6 protein-coding genes are annotated in these 16474 nt (G+C 50.6%); 4 read left to right on the top strand and 2 right to left on the bottom strand.

Going from position 1 to position 16474, the window contains the following annotated elements; genetic code table 11:
• Positions 1–472 precede the first annotated feature (472 nt).
• The 4 genes from N7268_RS01200 to N7268_RS01190 all read left to right on the top strand — a co-directional run bounded on the left by N7268_RS01200 (position 473) and on the right by N7268_RS01190 (position 14257).
• A complete protein-coding gene (locus N7268_RS01200; protein ID WP_000019445.1) occupies positions 473–1453 on the top strand; it encodes an IS5-like element ISKpn26 family transposase in 981 nt (326 codons plus the stop codon).
• A complete protein-coding gene (locus tag N7268_RS25120) occupies positions 1435–1620 on the top strand; it encodes a hypothetical protein (protein ID WP_313958364.1) in 186 nt (61 codons plus the stop codon). The genes N7268_RS01200 and N7268_RS25120 overlap by 19 nt, the downstream gene beginning before the upstream one ends.
• A gap of 51 nt (positions 1621–1671) precedes the next feature.
• Positions 1672–13458, top strand: coding sequence for a retention module-containing protein (locus N7268_RS01195; protein ID WP_260861522.1), 11787 nt, complete (start codon positions 1672–1674; stop codon positions 13456–13458).
• A gap of 490 nt (positions 13459–13948) precedes the next feature.
• The gene (locus N7268_RS01190; protein WP_260861521.1) at positions 13949–14257 is read left to right on the top strand and encodes a LysR family transcriptional regulator; all 309 of its coding nucleotides are present in this window, start codon (positions 13949–13951) and stop codon (positions 14255–14257) included.
• Positions 14258–14324: 67 nt separating this feature from the next.
• Here N7268_RS01190 and N7268_RS01185 read toward each other — a convergent pair whose 3' ends face one another.
• Both N7268_RS01185 and N7268_RS01180 read right to left on the bottom strand, forming a co-directional pair.
• Positions 14325–15242, bottom strand: coding sequence for a LysR family transcriptional regulator (locus N7268_RS01185; protein ID WP_260861520.1), 918 nt, complete (start codon positions 15240–15242; stop codon positions 14325–14327).
• Between the two features lie 94 nt (positions 15243–15336).
• The gene (locus N7268_RS01180) at positions 15337–16473 is read right to left on the bottom strand and encodes an HlyD family secretion protein (RefSeq protein WP_260861519.1); all 1137 of its coding nucleotides are present in this window, start codon (positions 16471–16473) and stop codon (positions 15337–15339) included.
• Between the last annotated feature and the right edge of the window lies 1 nt (position 16474).

Raw genomic sequence — 16474 nt, 5'->3', positions numbered from 1 at the left:
ATGATGTGTGTTGCATGACGCACAGGCGGGATAGCCGGGCGACTGCAAAGTTAGCGCGATATTCAGGCCTGTATACTTTTTTCAGAAAGCGGATAACACGTCATCATTCAGAATGAAAAAAGTTTGTAGGAAATCGAGTCTTTGTGTTTTAACAAATAATGTCTGTGATTAACAAAATAATATCAATAAACCTGAGCGGTTTCATTCGGAGAAAGAAGTCTTGTTTTGGTGATAATGTTCACTTCCTGGCCTTTTTTAATTATATTTAATGCAGAGTTGAGCTTATGCGACGCAGAGGCTTAATAAATGTATTTTTTTCTACAATTTTAAAATCACCCGCAAGAAAAATGTCCATTAATGGGCATTTTTTCGTGTGCGAGGATAATGCGCGCCTGAAAACCTAAGGAAGGTGCGAACAAGTTCCTGATATGAGATCATCATATTCATCCGGAGCGCATCCCAGAGGGACATCATGAGCCATCAACTCACCTTCGCCGATAGTGAATTCAGCACTAAGCGCCGTCAGACCCGAAAAGAGATTTTCCTCTCCCGCATGGAGCAGATTCTGCCATGGCAGAATATGACCGCTGTCATCGAGCCGTTTTATCCCAAGGCGGGCAATGGCCGACGGCCCTATCCGCTGGAGACCATGCTGCGTATTCACTGCATGCAGCATTGGTACAACCTGAGCGACGGTGCCATGGAAGATGCCCTGTACGAAATCGCCTCCATGCGCCTGTTTGCCCGATTATCCCTGGATAGCGCCCTGCCGGATCGCACCACCATCATGAATTTCCGCCACCTGCTCGAGCAGCATCAACTGGCCCGTCAATTGTTCAAGACCATCAATCGCTGGCTGGCCGAAGCAGGCGTCATGATGACCCAAGGCACTTTGGTGGATGCCACCATCATTGAGGCACCCAGCTCTACCAAGAACAAAGAGCAGCAACGCGATCCGGAGATGCATCAGACCAAGAAAGGCAATCAGTGGCACTTTGGCATGAAGGCCCACATTGGTGTCGATGCCAAGAGTGGCCTGACCCACAGCCTAGTCACCACCGCGGCCAACGAGCATGACCTCAATCAGCTGGGTAATCTGCTTCATGGAGAGGAGCAATTTGTCTCAGCCGATGCCGGCTACCAAGGAGCGCCACAGCGCGAGGAGCTGGCCGAGGTGGATGTGGACTGGCTGATCGCCGAGCGTCCCGGCAAGGTAAAAACCTTGAAGCAGCATCCGCGCAAGAACAAAACGGCCATCAACATCGAATACATGAAAGCCAGCATCCGTGCCAGGGTGGAGCACCCGTTTCGCATCATCAAGCGGCAGTTCGGCTTCGTGAAAGCCAGATACAAAGGGCTGCTGAAAAACGATAACCAACTGGCGATGTTATTCACCCTGGCCAACCTGTTTCGGGTGGACCAAATGATACGTCAGTGGGAGAGATCTCAGTAAAAACCGGAAATAACGCCAGAAATGGTGGAAAAAATAGCCTAAATAGGCTGATTCGATGTGTTTGCGGGAAAAAAATCGGCCCAGATCCGCGAAATTTTAATCAGCGAGTCAGCTTGGGAAGAAATGACCTGCTTATTCGCACCTTCCCTAATGTAATTCGTTTTTAAACCCTGGTGGCGGCTGCAATAAAATAATGATGATATTCAGGAGAGGATGCTGTGAGCAATTTACTCGGTGTAGTTAAAGCTGTCATTGGACTGGTATATGTCGTGGAACCCGATGGCTCGCAGCGTCTTCTGAAAGAAGGGGACAGAATTTATACCGGAGAAGAGGTTGTCACCAGCGATAACGGCGCGGTGAGCCTCTCCCTGCCTGATGGTAAAACGGTGGATATTGGTCGAAGCAGCCACTGGGGCGAGCACGGGCTGAATACAGTTGCACCGCAGCACACCGAGTCTCAGGATGTCGCTGCTCTGCAAAAAGCGATTGCCGACGGCGCTGACCCGACAAAAACACTGGAAGCCACTGCGGCGGGCAATGAGCCTCCGCTGCACCTTGAAGGTGGCGGCGGTGGTCATACGCTTGTCCAGACGGAATTAACCGGACTGATTGTCGATCCGAATGCAGGATTTAAAACCACAGGCATTGGTGAACCTGGCTGGCGGCACGATTTGCCCGTCGGTGACCAGGGCGACCACACTTCTTCTGTACTTCCTCCGCTGGTGCATATCGATTTCTTTGCCGGTAACGATAACTACGTTAACCGGGACGAAATTCATCATGCGGACATTAAAGGCACCAGTAACAAGGATCATGTGGTTCTGCAGTTTACCGACAGCCAGAATCACACCCTGACGGTAGAGGTGCCTGTCATCAATGGGCACTGGGAAACTCAGTTAGATTTAAGCGCCTTTGCTGAAGGGCATATTTCCGTTGAAGCGACCGCCACGGATGTCGCTGGTCGGGTTGCGCATAGCACGACCTCCGCGATCATTGATGTGACTGGGCCGCAGGATACGATAACCGTCCATACCGTGGCGGGCGATGATGTGGTCAACGGTACTGAAAACCGCATGGCGACACATATTACCGGTGACGTTGGCGGCGATGCTCAGCTCGGCGACCGGGTCGTCGTACGAATTCAGGGGCAGGATTACACCGGCGAAGTCATTAAAGGCAGTGACGGAAAGCTGGGGTATGACATTTCCATCCCCGTAGGTGGGCTGAAAGAAGGCGAGAATACGGTCGATGTTACGGTGTTCAGCCAGGATAAGGCGGGTAACACGGCGAGTGCGCATACGCAAACCACCGTTCTGCTCGACACCCACGCAGATGCTGGCGTCACGATTAATGATGTTACTCGTGATAACACGCTCAATCACAATGAGCTGAGCGAAGGAAAACAGACCATTACCGGCAACGTTGACGGTGATGCGAAGCTGCATGACACGGTGCATGTGCAGGTTAACGGCCATGTCTATTATGGTGAAGTGCAGGAAATCAATGGCAAGCTCGGTTACAGCATCGACGTGGATTCCTCAGCCTTCAGCAACAATCAGGGCGAAATCGACACGGATGTGAAGTTCACCGTGTCGGTGATCTCCACCGATAACCACGGCAATCAGGTAGTTGCCACTTCTGAGCACACCACCCATATCGATAACCATGCCGATGCGCAGATCCGCGTGCATACCGTGGCGGGTGACAACGTGGTCAACGGCTCCGAAAACCGCATGGCGACGCACATTCAGGGCGACGTCGGTGGCGATGCACGCGTGGGCGACCGCGTGGTGGTTAGCGTACAGGGACAGGAATATACCGGTGAGGTGGTGAAAGGCCTCAATGGTCATCTCAGCTACGACGTGGCGGTCCCAACCGGTGGCCTGAAAGAGGGTCTCAACACCGTGGGCGTGACCGTCTACAGCCACGACGATGTGGGCAACGAAACCAAGGCGCACACCGAAACGGTGGTCACCCTGGACACCCATGCCAAAGCGGCCATCACCATTAACGATGTCACCCCGGACAACACGCTCAACCATAATGAACTGACGACGGATACGCAGACCCTCACCGGGCACGTCAGCGGTGACGCGAAGGTGCACGACACGGTGCATGTACAGATCAACGGCCATGACTATTACGGCGAAGTGATCCCACTGGGCAAAGGCCGTCTCGGCTACAGCATTGACGTAAAATCTGCCGACTTCAGCAACAACCAGGGCGAAATCGACACGGATGTGAAGTTCACCGTGTCGGTGATCTCCACCGATAACCACGGCAATCAGGTAGTTGCCACTTCTGAGCACACCACCCATATCGATAACCATGCCGATGCGCAGATCCGCGTGCATACCGTGGCGGGTGACAACGTGGTCAACGGCTCCGAAAACCGCATGGCGACGCACATTCAGGGCGACGTCGGTGGCGATGCACGCGAGGGCGACCGCGTGGTGGTTAGCGTGCAGGGGCAGGAGTACACCGGCGAAGTGGTGAAAGGCCTCAATGGTCATCTCAGCTACGACGTGCCGGTCGGTGGCCTGAAAGAGGGGCTCAACACCGTGGGTGTGACCGTCTACAGCCACGACGATGTGGGCAACGAGACCAAGGCGCACACCGAAACGGTGGTCACCCTGGACACCCATGCCAAAGCGGCCATCACCATTAACGATGTCACGCCGGACAACACGCTTAACCACAATGAACTGACGACGGATACACAGACCATCACCGGCCACGTCAGCGGTGACGCGAAGGTACACGACACGGTACATGTGCGGATCAACGGCCATGACTATTACGGTGAAGTGATACAACTGGGCAAAGGCCGTCTCGGTTACAGCATCGACGTAAAATCTGCCGACTTCAGCACCAATCAGGGTGAAATCGACACGGATGTGAAGTTCACCGTGTCGGTGATCTCCACCGATAACCACGGCAATCAGGTGATCGCCACCACGGAACACACCACCCATATCGATAACCACGCCGATGCGCAGATCCGCGTGCATACCGTGGCGGGTGACAACGTGGTCAACGGCTCCGAAAACCGCATGGCGACGCATATTCTGGGCGACGTCGGCGGCGATGCGCGTGTGGGCGACCGTGTGGTGGTTAGCGTGCAGGGGCAGGAATATACCGGTGAGGTGGTGAAAGGCCTCAATGGTCATCTCAGCTACGACGTGGCGGTGCCTGTCGGTGGCCTGAAAGAGGGGCTCAACACCGTGGGTGTGACCGTCTACAGTCATGACGATGTGGGTAACGAAACCAAGGCGCACACCGAAACGGTGGTCACCCTGGACACCCATGCCAAAGCCGGTGTCACCATTAACGATGTCACGCCGGACAACACGCTTAACCACAATGAACTGACGACGGATACACAGACCATCACCGGGCACGTCAGCGGTGACGCGAAGGTACACGACACGGTACATGTACAGATCAACGGTCATGACTATTACGGCGAAGTGATTCAACTGGGCAAAGGCCGCCTCGGTTACAGCATCGACGTAAAATCTGCCGATTTCAGCAACAACCTGGGCGAAATCGACACGGACGTGAAGTTCACCGTGTCGGTGATCTCCACCGATAACCACGGCAACCCGGTGATTGCCACTTCTGAGCACACCACCCATATCGATAACCACGCCGATGCGCAGATCCGCGTGCATACCGTGGCGGGTGACAACGTGGTTAACAGCACCGAAAACCGCATGGCGACGCACATTCAGGGCGACGTCGGTGGCGATGCACGCGTGGGCGACCGCGTGGTGGTTAGCGTGCAGGGGCAGGAATATACCGGTGAGGTGGTGAAAGGCCTCAATGGTCATCTCAGCTACGACGTGGCGGTGCCTGTCGGTGGGCTGAAAGAGGGTCTCAACACCGTGGGTGTGACCGTCTACAGTCATGACGATGTGGGCAACGAAACCAAGGCGCACACCGAAACGGTGGTCACCCTGGACACCCATGCCAAAGCGGATGTCACCATTAACGATGTCACCCCGGACAACACGCTCAACCACAATGAACTGACGACGGATACACAGACCATTACCGGGCACGTCAGCGGTGACGCGAAGGTACACGACACGGTACATGTGCAGATCAACGGTCATGACTATTACGGTGAAGTGATCCCGCTGGGGAAAGGCCGTCTCGGTTACAGCATTGACGTAAAATCTGCCGACTTCAGCAATAACCAGGGCGAAATCGACACGGATGTGAAGTTCACCGTGTCGGTGATCTCCACCGACAATCACGGTAATCAGGTGATCGCCACCTCCGAGCACACCACCCATATCGATAACCACGCCGATGCGCAGATCCGCGTGCATACCGTGGCGGGTGACAACGTGGTCAACGGCTCCGAAAACCGCATGGCGACGCATATTCAGGGCGACGTTGGCGGCGATGCGCGCGAGGGTGATCGCGTGGTGGTTAGCGTGCAGGGGCAGGAATATACCGGCGAGGTGGTGAAAGGCCTCAATGGTCATCTCAGCTACGACGTGGCGGTGCCTGTCGGTGGGCTGAAAGAGGGGCTCAACACCGTGGGCGTGACCGTCTACAGTCATGACGATGTGGGCAACGAAACCAAGGCGCACACCGAAACGGTGGTCACCCTGGACACCCATGCCAAAGCGGATGTCACCATTAACGATGTCACCCCGGACAACACGCTCAACCACAATGAACTGACGACGGATACACAGACCATTACCGGGCACGTCAGCGGTGACGCGAAGATACACGACACGGTACATGTGCAGATTAACGGCCATGACTATTACGGTGAAGTGATCCCACTGGGCAAAGGCCGTCTCGGCTACAGCATTGACGTAAAATCTGCCGACTTCAGCAACAACCAGGGCGAAATCGACACGGACGTGAAGTTCACCGTGTCGGTGATCTCCACCGATAACCACGGCAATCAGGTGATTGCCACCACGGAACACACCACCCATATCGACAACCATTCAAATACGCTGATCCATATACACGACGTGGCAGGCGATAACGTGGTTAACGGTGCGGAAAACCGTATGGCGACGCACATTCAGGGCGACGTCGGCGGCGATGCGCGTGAGGGCGACCGCGTAGTGGTGCGCGTGCAGGGGCAGGAGTTTGCCGGTGAAGTGGTGAAAGGGGCGGGTGGTCAGCTTGGCTATGATATTGCTGTCCCGGTCGGTGTCCTGAAAGAAGGTCATAATAAAGTCGGGGTCTCGATTTACAGCCACGATAATGTGGGGAATACCAGTGAATCACACTCCCACACAACGGTGCTTCTGGATACCCATGCCAAAGCGGCCATCACCATTAACGATGTCACTTTGGATAACACGCTTAATCACAGTGAACTGAGTGCGGGTAAACAGGCCATTACCGGCACCGTTGGCGGTGATGCCAAGCTGCATGACACTGTGCATGTGCAGATCAACGGCCATGATTATTATGATGAAGTGAAGGTGATCAATGGCAAGCTCGGCTACAGCATTGATGTGCCGCCTTCCGCCTTCAGCAATAATCAGGGCAAAATTGATACGGACGTGAAGTTCACCGTGTCGGTGATCTCGACCGACATCCATGGCAACCCGACCATTGCCACCGCCGAACATACGACGCATATCGATAACCATGCTGAGAACGCGTTAACGATCGATGCAATATCCGGTGATGATTGGGTCAGTGCTGCTGAATCAAACCGCCCAACATTCATTACCGGGGATGTTAGCGGGCCGGATGCAAAAGTGGGTGACGCCGTGGCGGTCAAGGTTCAGAACCATACCTATACCGGAACCGTGTTTGCAGATGCCAACGGTAACCTACACTATGAAGTCGCCGTTCCGCGCGGGATACTGGTTGAGGGGGATAATGCTGTTGATGTGAAGCTGACCAGCCGTGATGGCGTGGGTAACGTTGCACATGCTTCGCTGACTCATCATGTCACCGTGGATACTCAGGCACAGGCCACTATCTCCATCAATCCATTCACCGATCACAACACGCTAAACCATACTGAGCTGGATGCGCCAAAACAAGTGATTACCGGAAGCGTTGGCGGTGATGCAAAAGTGGGTGATGTCGTTGTTATTGAGATTAATGGATATAAATATCCAGGACAGGTCATTGAGTTGCCTAATAAACAATTAGGCTACAGTATCGCGGTTGATTCTTACGCGTTTAGCGATAATCGCGGCAATATTGATACAGATGTCAAAGTGACTGTTTCTGTCATTGCGTCAGACCATTTGAATAACGTTGTGACGGCGATTTCCGAACATACTGTCCATATAGATAACCATGCGGACGCGCATATCACTGTGGATTTGGTGACGGGTGATGACACCATTAACCATACAGAATCAAGGGAACACCTTACCAAAGTTACAGGAACCGTGAACGGTGACGATGTTCATTTGGGCGATAAAGTGTTTGTCACGGTGAATGGGCATGATTATGAAACGACCGTTGTGTTGCTACCTCATCAAAATGGGGCGCTGGGGTATAACGTCGATGTCCTCACCAAAGATGTGCTGGCTGATCCAACTCACACTGTAACGGCGAGTATCACAGGCAAAGATAGCGTGGGTAACGAACACGTAGCGGAAGCGTCGAAAGATTTAATTATCGATCTGCAAGCCGATGCGTCTATCACTATCGATCCTGTCACGACTAACCATGACAATATGATCAATGGTGAAGAGTCGAAAAATGAGTTTACCGTTGTAACGGGTACGGTAGGCGGTGATGCAAAAGAAGGCGATCTGGTTACGTTGCATGTCAATGGCATCGACCTGACGGGGAAAGTGGACGCTAATCATCATTACAGTATTAACGTCAGTACGCATGATCTCATGGCCGATCCGCACATCACAGCGACAGTGCACGTAACCGATCAGGCGAATAACGCAGCAATGGCTCAGGCGACACAACTTATTATCGTCGATACCAAAGCGATTGCGCATATCTCGGTTGATTCCGTTACTGACGATAACACCCTGAACGGCGAGGAATTGAACCATCGTTACTCGTTGGTAACGGGTAAAGTCTCTGGTGAAATGCATGCGGGCGATCCACTGACGCTGAAGATCAACGGGCATGAGTACAACGGAACGGTAGAACTTCACGCGGATGGCTCTATGGGCTACCAGGTGCTGGTAGAAACCAGGGATATCCATGCCGATCCTACCATTCACGCCAGTATTAGCGTGACGGATGAAGCGGGCAACAATGTTGTCGCTACTGACCACCATGCGGTGGTTATTGACGATCATGCAAATGCGTCACTGACAATCAACATCGTTTCTGGTGACGATATTCTTAATCATAATGATCAGTTGTCGGATACGACCATCATTAATGGCCGAGTTGGCGGCGATGTTAAAAATGGTGATGTGGTCAACGTGAAGGTCGGCGACCATGTTTATCATGCAGTCGTTGAGCCGCAGACTTTCCTCGGTGGTGGTCTGGGTTACTCCATTCCTGTAGAAACACAAGTCTTGCTAAACAACCCGCACATAGTGGCAACGGTTGATGCAAAAGATGCGGCGGGTAATACGATAACGGCCGGGGCGACGCACGACGTTTCGCGTGATGACGGTGCGGTAGCCAAAATCACCATCGATCGTGTGACGGATGACAACACGATTAACAATGATGAAGCCCACAAAGATTTTACATCCATCACGGGCCATGTGAGTGGAGATGTGCACATCGGTGATCAGGTTGATCTGGTCGTCAACGGGCAACATTACTACGGTAGCGTGAGTCATCAAGAGAATGGTCTGGGATATAAAATTGATGTCAGCACCGCTGATTTGATTTCAGGCAACAATAAGCCGGTGATTCATGCATCGGTGACCGGTTCTGATACGGCAGGGAATACCGTTCTGGCTGAGTTTGATCGCGTTGTGAATATTGATACACGTGCAGATGCAGAGATAAAAATAGGTTCATTAGAACTTAACGGCTCCAGAGATTTTTGGGTTATTGAAGGAACCGTTGGTGGTGATGCGAAAGTAGGGGATGTCGTTAAAATATTCGCCGGTGGAAAAACCTATGAAACGACCGTTCATGCATATCCTGATGGGCATCTTGGGTTTAGTGGCGATAAATTAACAGACCCCGTTACCGGCAGCCCTGTCTACATCAATGCTCACGATCTTGACAATAATGCGGATGTTACTGTGCAAATAACCAGCACAGACCCGTATGGTAACCATGAAACGGCAAGCGCTCACCTGCATGCAAATGTGCCATGGCCAACGGATAACAGTGGTACGCACCATAACGGTAGCAATACGAATCCACCGCAATACGCTGATCCTCACGCCACTATCACGATTAACACGGTAGCCGGTGACAACACGATTAACAAAACCGAGTCTGCGTCGCCGACTACGCTCGTGCGTGGAACGGTCTCGGGTGATGTACATGCGGGCGATCATGTGACAGTGCATGTTGGCAATAAAGACTATGACGCTATTGTCTCTGCACGACCAAATCTACCGGGTGAACTGAGCTATGAAGTCAGGGTGGATACGCAAAATCTCATGGACCATCCGGACATCACCACAAGCGTAACGGCGCATAACGGCGGTACCGTGACTCACGAGTTTAACGCGCTGAAAACGGTAGATGTTGATACCGATGTGAACGCACATATCCAGCTCGATAACATTGCAGGCGATAACACAATCAACATTGTCGAGTCACAATCAGGCACCACTATCGTGAGTGGAACGGTAAGTGGCGACAATGTGCACGTTGGCAGCAACGTGACCATCAATGTTAACGGTCATGATATTACAACGCAGGTCTTTGCAGATACTCATGGTGATTTGAAATTCAGCAAAGAGGTCAGCGTGGATGATCTGCGCCAAAATCCAACGGTAACCGTGAGTGTTACCGGGAATGATGACAAAGGGAACGTGGTGACCGTTTCGGATCACACGAAAGTTAACGTTGATACCGATGTCTCAGCGCATGTCACCATTGATAAGGTGACATCAGATAACACCCTGAATTTGGATGAAACAAAAAATCCAATAACCGAAATCACCGGTAAAGTGAGTGGTGATGTTCACGCGGGTGACTCTGTGACGCTCATGGTTAATGGTCATAAGTATCACGCCGTGGTGGCTGACGATCTTAGTTATAAAGCAGAGATTAAAACCGCCGATCTGCAAGCTGATCATAACATTGTTGCGCAAGTCACCGGGTATGATGCTGCGCAAAACAGTATTACGCACACAGAATCACATGCCTTTACTGTCGATACCACTGCTGCGGGTACCATCACTATAAATACGGTTTCAGGTGATAACATTCTCAGTGCGAAAGATCTTAGCGCACCTCAAACTGAAATTAGCGGTGTAGTGGGTGGCGACGCGCGAGTGGGAGATGAGGTAAAAGTTTCACTCAATGGTCATGCTACCACCGTAAAAGTGATAGAATTGCCTAATATGAATGGGCAGTTAGGCTATTCGATGAAGGTTAACACTGTCGATCTTAACGCAGAATTGGATGCGCAGTTAAAAGCGCATCCCGGCGATAAACCAACGATCACAGTGACCATTTCTGGAGCCGATGATGCGGGGAATACCTTTAGTCAAAGCATATCCAGACCGTTGACTATTGATGATCATGCCGATGTCGCTTTGCATATTAATAACGTCTCTGACGACAATGTGCTGAGTCTGGACGATAGCCATAAAGCGATGACGGAGATCAGTGGTACTGTCACCGGTGATGTGCATGCGGGTAATAATGTTATTGTGCACGTCAACGGCAATGATTTGAATGCGAAAATAGAAAACGGTCCGAATGGTGAATTAACCTTCAAAGTATCCGTTAATACCTCGGAGCTCCTGCAAGATCCTAAAATTACTTACACAGTGACAGGCGTTGATGCGGTAGGGAATACCGTGACTATCACCGAAAATAATAAATTAATTCTCGATCAACACGCAGAAAATAGCATTCACGTTAATACGGTTGCTGGAGATAACCGAGTCAATATTGCGGAGTTTGCTTCAGGACAAACGCAGGTAACAGGCACTGTTCACGGTGATGTACATGCGGGTGATAAGGTGACGCTCGTTGTAAACGGCCACACCTATCAAGGTACTGTTGCTGAGCATACTGACAAGCACCATAGCACGCTGACTTACGATATTGCGGTTGATAATAAAGACCTTACCGAAGGTGATAATAGTATTACCGTTTCCGTTACTGGAAAAGATGCGGCGGGTAACACTGCAACGTCGACCGAAACGCATATTATTACTGTCGATACGCATATTGACGCGGCTGTCAGCATCAATGCCGTGTCCCAGGATAACATTATCAACTCCAAAGAGTCGGCAGGCATGACTTCCATTACCGGACAGGTGACGGGAGATGCGCGGGAAGGTGACAGGGTTACCCTTGAAGTCAATAACCATACTGTTACGACAAAAGTGGTATCGGTTGACGGGCATCTGGGCTATGACGTCCGTCTTGACAGCGCCTGGCTGCATGAAGGTGTGAATGATGTGAAAGTGAGTGTGTCGGTGTCGGACGATGCACACAACCACTTCACCGCCACACAGACCCATCAGGTGATGCTGGATACCCATGCGGATGCGTCTGTGACTATCAATCCTGTGGCCGGTGATGATGTTATCAATGGTCGTGAGTCGCGAAATATTTCCGTGACCGGAAAGGTTGATGGCGATGCGAAACTGGGGGATACCGTCACGCTGAACGTCAATAACCACGAAGTGACCACTAAAGTCGTGATGGTGGATAACCACCTGGGCTATGACGTCCGTCTTGACAAAGCCTGGCTACATGAAGGTGTGAATGATGTGAAAGTGAGTGTGTCAGTGTCGGATGAGGCGCACAACCGCTTCACCGCCACGCAGACTCACCAGGTGACACTGGATTCCCATGCGGATGCATCTGTCATCATCAACGCCGTGGCTGGTGATGATGTTATCAATGATCTTGAGTCACAACATATTTCCGTGACCGGGCAGGTTGATGGCGATGCAAAACTGGGTGATACCGTCACGCTGAACGTCAATAACCATGAAGTGACCACTAAAGTGGCGATAGTGAATAACCACCTGGGCTATGACGTCAGTCTTGATAAATCCTGGCTACACGAAGGTGTGAATGATGTGAAAGTGAGCGTGTTGGTGTCGGATGATGCGCACAACCACTTCACCGCGACGCAGACTCACCAGGTGACGCTGGATTCCCATGCGGATGCACATATCGTGATTGATAAGGTCACCGGGGATAACCATCTCAGCCATCGGGAACTGCATCATGATCAGATCCACATTACCGGAAGCATGGACGGAGATGTTCATGACAATGATTCCGTAACGGTGACGGTTGGTGATCAGGACTATACCGGGCAGTTGCACAATGTTAATGGTCATCTGACCTACGACATTTCTGTATTAGCCGACGACTTCCACCCCGGGCTTAACGACGTGAAAGTGACGGTGGATGCGCGTGATCAGCACGGTAACATCACCCAGCAATCGCAGCATGTGGATGTGACGGTCGCGCCGCCAGAACAGCATGGGCCACACGGTCATCATGGTCCCTACGATCAACACGGGCAGCCCGGTCATCATGCGGGTGGGGCGCAGTTACATGCGTTGAATAATCTGTTTGATAGTAGCCATGAACAGCTCTCTTTTAACTCACTGAATCATCCGAATCATGCCGGGCATCACGGTGCACATGCAGGGGAGCATATGCAGGGCGGCACGGGAGAGCGCATCGATCTGAGTACGCTGTATCACGAGCTTCATCATGGAAGCGACATCACCAGCATGATTGCAGGCAGTGATGACCCTGTCAGAGGCAACGCTCCGCAACCGGCTCAGCACGTGAAAGCCGAGCAGTCAGGTGCGCCGGTGGAAACGCACGCTGGGCATGGCGATCACAGCATGAGCGTACATTCGCTGGATCATCTGCTCGGCAGACCGGATCACCAGTACTAAAAGCCGTTGCAAAGCCGTGCGAAGGATTGCACGGCTTTGCCCGTTACGTTGTTCTCAGTTTGAGGTGTAACACGATAGCTGCGCACTGCGCAGGAAAGCGAATCCGTTATCAGGCTGGCGCTATGATAATTTTGGAATAATAGTATTCACTGTTTCGTATCTTTTAATTGTTTATCTTTTTTGTAGTTTTGATAATCTTCGTGGACTGCATTTGATTCTGGAACTTTCCTGAAAAATGTTAGTAATATAAATATTATTTTTATTTATAAAACATTTTAATCCGCTTAAAGTGTCGGAATTATTGTTTGACAGCACTGTTATATTTGAAATAAATCACCGGCTTATATAACTTTATCTGGCGTAATGTCGTTTAAATTTATAGTGTTTGTGGTGTAAGTGATTGTTTGATTAATAATTTAAAACACTTATATTTCGTATTGCCATATGAGAGACTGATTAAGTGAATATTGATAGCACCGAGAATAATAATATGCTTGAAAAACATGATTATGAATGTATTAAAAATATTGATTTTAATTCTGCACTCTACTTTTCAGCGGTGATGAATTATAAAACAATATTTAATGCCAGTGTAGTATTAAACTGCTCAGCACCGACAGTGAGTATTATGCTAAAGCGTTTTTGTTCTTACTTTCCTGTTCCGCTTTTTGAGCGGGAAGGGCGTTGCCTGAGCCCAACAAAATATGCGATAGAACTGGATAAAATGATTGGCGAAACATTCCTCAAGTTCTCTATCGCGATGAGTGATGAATCACCAAAAATTAACGTATTTAAATAAGTCAGACTTTGTTTATCCGCCATGACAAGTCAGTCATGAATGAAGTGATTTCTATAGCCGTGAGGCCTTACTTTTCCTGGGACATCAGTTCGATAATATAGTCCAGCGACAATTGTACACGGAGCGGTAGATTCTTTCGGCTGCGATAAATAACGTAGCAATCAATATAAACGCCCCATTCGGGAGGAAGGACTGACACTATCCCGGTGGTTTCTTTAAGCAGTAAATGGGATGTGACCATGTAGCCCATTCCATTTCGACAACAGTTGATAGCCGTATAGACATTGTCGAATTTTAGTTTTCCCGTTACGGTGACCGATTTTACTTCAGCCGTTTTATCATGGGTAAACTCCAGCGTATTTTCATAGCTGTTATTTGCCATTGAACTTAATAAAATGAACGGGTGCTGAGATAACGTCTCTGGTGTCGTGAAGGGGTGACGTTCATGAAACTCCGGCGTGGCAAACACATCCATTCTGATCCGCTTAACCTTACGGGCAATCAGGTTCTGGTTATGCGGTGGGGAATAAGAAATAAGCATGTCACAGGAATGATTAAAACTCACTCCTTTAAAATAGTCTGCATTATAGTGATTGGATGTGGTGATGGTGACATTCAATTCCGGGAACCGTTGAAACAACGGCTGCAAGATGTTCTCTGCAAGATAAACCTGCATACCCGAGGGGCAAAATATATTCACCTCGCCTGAAGGGGCTTTCTTGTAATGCTCGACCAGTTCAAACAGCTCATCATTGTCAATAATGTGCTTCCTGATGCGAGGCAGCAGCGTTTCGCCAAAGGCCGTGAGTTTTACCGGACGGCTTTCCCTGTCAATGATTTTGATTCCTAACGTGTCCTCCACCGCCGCAATGCTTTTACTGATGCTGGCCTGGGTCAGACCCGCATTTTTCGCAGACAGGCTGAAACTTTTGGTTTCAACAAGATCCAGGAGGATTTTTAAATCTCGGATTTTCAACTGTTTCATTATGTCTGTTCTGTAAACATTGTGCCCTGCTTTCAGTGTAGATGATCTACGGTCTGAAATAATTGCCCGATCTCAACAGGGCACAATGAACCGCTTAGTGATCCAGATAGAGGTAATGCATCCAGCTGGTCATACGCAGTAAAACTTTACGCATAATGGCCACATGAGAGAAATGATCAGAGTAGATAGCCACTTGCGCGTAGATGCCGTCCGGTAAAGCATCAATATCGGCATTCGGGCTCAGATCAATGAGGGCAAGCACACCCTCGCTGCCCGGCGTTGCCGTCAACGATTGCAGTGCGCCTTGTGCCTGATACGACCCACCTGGAATCACCGGCAGAACGCTGGCCAGTTTTCCAGTAAAGACCTGTCCGGGCAAAGAGTTAAAGACAATCTCCGCCTCATCACCGGCTTTTAAACGCAGTAATGAGTTCTGGCGAAACTGCGCCACGATCTGTCGCTTCTGTTTGGGAATAAACACCATGACCGGGCGCAGCGGCAGCGCCGCGGCAAACGTACCTGGGCGAATCAACACTTGAGTGGCATAGCCATCGCTGGGTGCGCGGACAACGGTTTGTTCTAAATCGTATTTTGCTTCAGCAAGCTGGGCGCGCAGGCTCGCGACTTGCGATTGTTCACCGTTGAGAATGCTATCAAGCTGGCTTTTGATCTGCGCCTGTTCAGCTACGGATGACTTAACCGCCGCATCCTGCGCAAGATAGTTCTGCCGGGCATGATCGATGTCGCTTTCAGAGAACGGATTCACCTTCGCTTTGCTACCTTGCAAATAGCGCTGGTAATCCTGGTACAAGCGGTCACGCTGCGCGGTTGCCGTGGCGGTATTGGCGACGGCTTCATCCAGTTGCGATTGCAGTGATTCAGAATGATGAATCGCCGTAACCAGATCGGCCTCAAGTCTCGCCACACGCGCCTGGTAGCGCGTCGGGTCCAGTTCAAACAGAACTTCACCTTTTTTAATGAGTTCGTTGGGTTTATCGGTAACTGAACGAACAATCCCTGTCACTTGCGGGGTGATAGGAATCGATGCCACCGCTTTTTGCGCCTTAAAGGTGTAAGGGTGGTTATAGTTCATTAAAAGAATCAATGCGCCAACCAGAAAGATCCCGCCCAGTGCGGCAGTTGGGATACTCCATTTATTGACAGGTATTTTGAAAATTTTAAAGACCAGCCAGGCCAGAGCCACGTAAGTCAGAATAATTAATAAATCCACA

The sequence above is a fragment of the Citrobacter sp. Marseille-Q6884 genome (assembly GCF_945906775.1).
Classification (GTDB): Bacteria; Pseudomonadota; Gammaproteobacteria; order Enterobacterales; family Enterobacteriaceae; genus Citrobacter.
The sequence above is the reverse complement of the archived record's forward strand: the minus strand, read 5'-3'. Positions and strand labels throughout refer to the sequence as shown.

What these genes read in the sequence shown, in the direction of transcription:
- N7268_RS01185 (WP_260861520.1), bottom strand. Translation starts at nt 15,242, where the DNA reads ATGAAACAGTTGAAAATCCGAGATTTAAAAATCCTCCTGGATCTTGTT.
- N7268_RS01200 (WP_000019445.1), top strand. Translation starts at nt 473, where the DNA reads ATGAGCCATCAACTCACCTTCGCCGATAGTGAATTCAGCACTAAGCGC.
- N7268_RS01190 (WP_260861521.1), top strand. Translation starts at nt 13,949, where the DNA reads ATGCTTGAAAAACATGATTATGAATGTATTAAAAATATTGATTTTAAT.